Source organism: Moorena sp. SIO3B2 (genome assembly GCF_010692525.1).
In the GTDB taxonomy this organism is placed as follows: Bacteria; Cyanobacteriota; Cyanobacteriia; order Cyanobacteriales; family Coleofasciculaceae; genus Moorena; species Moorena producens.
Map to the genome: position 1 here is coordinate 1 of NZ_JAAHHE010000382.1, position 5554 is coordinate 5554.

The window sequence follows — 5554 nt, forward strand, 5'->3', positions numbered from 1 at the left end:
TGGCGTTGCCGGAAGTGGATGGGCGAATTATTAGCCGTGCGATTTCCTTTAAGTCGGCGCAACGGTGGAATCCTGCTCTGGAAACGGATGTGGTGGTTTATGAGCCGGTATGCGATCGCATTCAGTTTGTAGCAGATTTAGCCATGAATTGGCTACGGTTAGGGCAAACCCTACCGAATCAGAGAAAAGTTGCTCTGATTTTAGCTAATTACCCCAATCGAGATGGCAGGCTGGCCAATGGCGTAGGATTAGATACCCCGGCCAGTTGTGTAGAGATTTTAAAAGGGTTACGGGATGCTGGGTATTGGGTTGAGAAGATTCCGGAAACTGGGGATGAGTTGATTGAGTGGTTGACCGCTGGGGTGACCAATGATCCAGAAGGATGGCAGTTACGTTTGGTCCGACAACAGTTAAGTTGGCAAGAGTATTGGGACTATTTTCAAGAGTTACCGATAGCGGTTCAAAAGGGAATCCGTGAGCGTTGGGGAGAGTTTGATCTTAACGGTAATGACAACAAAGATGGCAACCGAGAGATAACAGAGATGTCAGCATTTCCCATTTCAGGGATTCAGTTGGGAAATGTGTTTGTAGGGATTCAACCCTCTCGGGGTTATGATCTTGACCCAGCTTTGAATTATCATGCTCCCGATTTGGAACCAACTGATGGGTATTTGGCATTTTATTATTGGTTGCGGAAGTGTTTTGGTGCCCAAGCGATTGTTCATGTAGGCAAGCATGGGAATTTGGAGTGGTTACCGGGTAAGAGTGTGGCCTTATCAGAGTGCTGTTATCCAGAAGTAGCGTTGGCAGCCATGCCTCATTTGTATCCATTTATTGTCAATGATCCCGGGGAGGGAGCTCAAGCAAAGCGTCGCGCTCAAGGGGTGATTATTGATCATTTAACCCCTCCCATGACTCGTGCTGAACTTTATGGTCCTCTGCAACAGTTGGAGGGATTGGTGGATGAGTATTATGAAGCGCAGAGTTTGGATTTGTCTCGGTTACCAATTATTCGCGATCGTATTGTTAAACTTATCCTTGACGAGCATTTACACGAAGATTTGGGGATTGCAGTAGATGACATCGAAGCTGGAGAATCGGAAATTACTAATCAAATTGATGCTTATCTTTGTGAATTGAAAGAAGCTCAAATTCGAGATGGTTTACATGTCTTTAGTCAATGTCCCCAAGGACGTAAATTGCAGGATTTAATAGTAGCAATTGCTCGTCATCCAGGAAAGAATCGCATCGGCTTAACTCGTGCTTTGGCTCAGGATTTGGGTTGGAATTTTGACCCCCTAACGGAAGATTTTTCAACTGTAAAAGATATAGCAACAAGCAGTATAGAAAGGGAACAGGGAATAGATAAATGCTATACTGGGAAATATACTGTTGGTGATTTGGTTGAAGTATTGGAAGAAAAAGCATCTGAATTAGTAGAACAAATCATCACTAATTCCCCATTATCAATTACTGATTACCGATTACCGATTAGTAAAACAACAAAACAAGAATTAGATTGGATACGCGATCGCCTGTTACCAGCACTGCAACAAACTAATCAGGAACTCACCCAATTGTTAAGGGGATTAGATGGCAGATATGTACCCAGTGGGCCATCTGGTGCGCCGACTAGAGGACGACCGGATGTTCTGCCCACAGGTCGCAATTTTTACTCTGTTGATATCCGTGCCATACCCACAGAAACAGCGTGGGATGTGGGCAGAAAGGCAGCTGAAGTGCTAGTGGAGCGCTATACCCAGGAAAATGGTGAGTATCCCAAAACCCTAGGGATTTCGGTATGGGGCACATCTACCATGCGTACCGGTGGAGATGATATTTCCGAAGCCCTGGCGTTGTTGGGAGTGCGACCGATTTGGGATGGGTCCTCACGGCGGGTGGTAGACTTTGAAATCTTGCCAGTGTCTGTGTTACAACGTCCCCGAGTGGATGTGACCCTGCGCATCTCTGGCTTCTTTAGAGATAGTTTCCCCAATTTAATCGACCTATTTCACAATGCAGTAGTTGCTGTGTCAAGCCTGGATGAATCACCATCAGACAATCCTCTCGCAGCCCAGGTGAAACAGGAAACAGACTCTTGGTTACAGGTAGGGTTGAGTCAGTCCCAAGCCCAAATGCGATCGCACTACCGCATCTTTGGATCGAAACCAGGAGCCTATGGTGCCGGGTTACAGGGTTTGATTGAATCTCAAAACTGGCAAGATGAGCAGGATTTAGCTCGCGCTTACATTAACTGGAGTAGTTACGCCTACAGCTCATCTTCCCCCAAGGGAGCCCCAGAAGCCTTTGAGCAGCGCCTCAAACAGATGCAAGTTGTATTACACAATCAGGATAATCGGGAACATGATTTACTCGATTCAGATGATTATTACCAGTTTCAGGGGGGGTTAACTGTAGCGGTGCGGGGGTTGACTGGCAAAAATCCTCAAACCTACTTTGGTGATAATTCTATCCCTGAAAAGCCCAAAGTTCGACAGCTCAAGGAAGAGATTGCCCGAGTGTACCGTTCTCGTGTAGTGAATCCTAAGTGGATTGAGGGAGTTATGCGCCATGGTTACAAAGGAGCATTTGAAATGGCAGCAACAGTAGATTATTTGTTTGCCTATGATGCTACCGCTAATTGTGTCGCAGACCATATGTATCAAGGAGTAGCTCAGGGGTATTTATTTGACCCAGACGTGCAAGAGTTTGTCCAACAAAAGAATCCATGGGCATTGCGAGATATGGCAGAACGCTTACTGGAAGCCAATCAGCGGGGATTGTGGCAGTCAGTTGCACCAGAGACCTTAGAGAAATTGAGAGCGATCGCATTAGAAGCAGAAGCAGTTATTGAAGGAGAAAATTTTGGCATGGTATAGCATCGGAATATAGCTGAGGGGGTCACAACAAGGCTAAAAACTAGACAGGGTGACCAGGTGTAGGGTGACCGGATATGGGGAAAATAGAGGCGTTGCTGAATCTTCCCATGAATATAAGTAGAGTGGGCATCCTGCCTGCGCCAATAGAGTGGGCATCCTGCCCGCGCGAATAGAGTGGGCAGGATGCCTGCGCAAAAAGATCAGGAACGGGCAGGATGCCCATTCCACAAAACTCTTCAAATCATTCCATTATTAAGCAACGCCTAATTTTGCTTGCGATTAGCCTCCAATTGGGGTGATTGGGGTGAAGGCAATATAGCTTTTTGCCGTCTTTGATTGAACTTCATGATAAAAAACGTTGAATCGTTCCCAGCCGTGCGTTGTCTCATCTCGTCTAGTAAAACTAACGCAATACAGAAGCTTACTACTACTTTGATAATGCATACTTCCGCTGTTTACACCGTCAACCGTAACGGACTTCAATTGCCAATAGCTATCATCGCTCACATATCCTAAGGTTAACTCTACTGGAATACCTGACGAAAAACCGCTGCCTTTCTCCAAATCAAGCGTAAAAGGACCAACCTTAAAACTAACCGTTACTTCACTGTCATCGTTAAAACCATCAGCCCAACTAAATTTCATCAGACTATGATCCTTCATCCGGATACACCGAGGTGATTCCCTTATACAACACCTGGTTGTTTTAAATTCATATGGGGTGACCATATTAGAGAGATAGTTGATAACCTCAATTTCCAATGTGTCCTCATTATTCTGACCAGATGATGCCAGACCAGCAATGCCAGCAATTGCCCCTACAACGCTTGCTCCAGCACCAATTTTGTCAATTGTTGATGAACTTTGGGTCCCTTGAGATATAAAGCTACTGTAATCTCCATTAATCCGTTCAGTGTATTCGTTCAATGGCGCCAGGGCTTTTTTTGCCGCATCATCATTAACGAATACACAAAATTGTCCGTAAGTTGTTTCAATCCATGTGTTCAGACTCATCTTATTTCCTCATCAACTATTGCTTAACTTTTACTTAATGGTTATGGGTGACAACTTAAATTCAACAGTTGTTGTTACCTTCTTGTTAGTGGAGATCGATACTCAACTTGCTCTTAATACCACCAGTAAGGCTTTTCATTAACGGTGGGAAGAAAGAGTAACTTGACTTTACCCCCTGATGAGTAGCGAATAGGTTGCAGATTAAAACTAAAAGATGGCATGCTTGCATCGTGTGCGTGGTAGCAGACGTACTGTAACTTCTCGCCGTCTTCCTCTGCTAAAAAATATTTGTCCAGAGCATTACTGCCTATAGAATAGTTACGGATCTGCCATCGACCCTCTGAAGTTAATTTAATTTCTATTGCCACTTGTATGCATTTGCTGGAACTATTACCAATAAAAAGACGTAGAGTAACATTGCTACTACCGTTCACGAATTCACTATCTCGACTTCCTTTGACAGTTGAGGTTTCTCCGGATGCCATGATGCGGGGAACTTGGCAAAAACCAAAATCTTTGGTACTCACGTTGTATGGAGCAAGAGAATAGGGAGTATAATTAAGTATCTCTATCTCCATCTCCCCTGATTTTTGTTTCTTACCAGTTAAACCAACGACACCACAAATAGCACCGATTACAGTAGCACCAACACCAATTTCGGTAGCACCGACACCTCTGGCACTTCTATCTCCCACATCAAGAGACCCAGTTTTCAAGTACCATTCATATAAAAAAGCATCGTAAGACACCCTGTCAGCTGCGCTTGCAGATGTGTAATGATTGATTGTTGCGGCCATCTTTCCTCCGTAATTGATTAATTGTAAGAAATATTTGCCTAAGCACTGGGGGGAGACAGGCAAGCTAAAATCCTTACTGGGTAATAATTTCAGCCCATAAGTTACTTAGCGATGCAGGTTCCGCACACAGAGCCATGCGCCATGAGCGACTGCATCAAGACAATCAAAGGAAGGTCAATTGGGACTGTATCAAGGCTAATATCATTGACCTCAAAACCTTATATAGTAAGTTTTTCAGGAGCAATGTCACCCCCTCATGCATAAGCAAACTGTATACTGTAATACTGTACAATCTAAAAATAGATTAATTAATAAAGTAAATATTAAGAATCAAACCCACTTCTATCCCAGGGCAAACGCATCTAAATTCTAGAAGCCTTACTCAGAAGCGATTTCAAAATTAATAAGCATAAATACTTATCGGCTCAATCTCATATCCACTAGGCATTTCAAAATAAGATGCGTTTATCCTGATGCCCTGTCTTGATGCAGCCCATCGCTATTCCCTATTCCCTATTCCCTATTCCCTATTCCCTGTTCCCTGTTCCCTAAAAACCTCACCCAATCGCAAAATCCTGTAAGTCTATTTAACAGAAAATTGCTTTAACTTAGAAGCTACGTCTTCTGGATTTGTTCCATTAGGAAACACTAAAATAGCCTTAATTTTGTTATTAGCCACTATTTCTGGCAATCGATGGAATTGTTGATCGGAAATAGCAATTCCATCATAGGTTTCAGCATAATCTACTTCTTTGGTAAAATTTTTATCATTATAAGCTTGAATAAAAACTCGATCTACATTCCATTTTGGCCAGTCGGCAGCAAAATATTTTTTAGCCCAATAAGGATTATGATGACAAAGAT

3 protein-coding genes and 1 pseudogene are annotated in these 5554 nt (G+C 43.4%); 1 reads left to right on the plus strand and 3 read right to left on the minus strand.

The window, feature by feature from the left end:
* Window positions 1–2879, plus strand: a 2879-nt coding sequence (gene cobN / locus F6K38_RS34180) for a cobaltochelatase subunit CobN (RefSeq protein WP_287359533.1), incomplete at its 5' end; no start/stop codon positions are given.
* Between the two features lie 279 nt (window positions 2880–3158).
* Here cobN and F6K38_RS34185 read toward each other — a convergent pair.
* From F6K38_RS34185 to F6K38_RS34195, 3 genes and pseudogenes are all read right to left on the minus strand, one after another.
* Window positions 3159–3893, minus strand: coding sequence for a hypothetical protein (locus tag F6K38_RS34185; protein ID WP_287359534.1), 735 nt, complete (start codon window positions 3891–3893; stop codon window positions 3159–3161).
* A gap of 113 nt (window positions 3894–4006) precedes the next feature.
* The gene (locus F6K38_RS34190; RefSeq protein WP_287359536.1) at window positions 4007–4642 is read right to left on the minus strand and encodes a hypothetical protein; all 636 of its coding nucleotides are present in this window, start codon (window positions 4640–4642) and stop codon (window positions 4007–4009) included.
* A 631-nt stretch (window positions 4643–5273) separates the two neighbouring features.
* Window positions 5274–5554 (minus strand): annotated as a pseudogene (locus F6K38_RS34195) (family 10 glycosylhydrolase); the annotation flags it as partial.

What these genes read in the sequence shown, in the direction of transcription:
- F6K38_RS34185 (WP_287359534.1), bottom strand. Translation starts at nt 3,893, where the DNA reads ATGAGTCTGAACACATGGATTGAAACAACTTACGGACAATTTTGTGTA.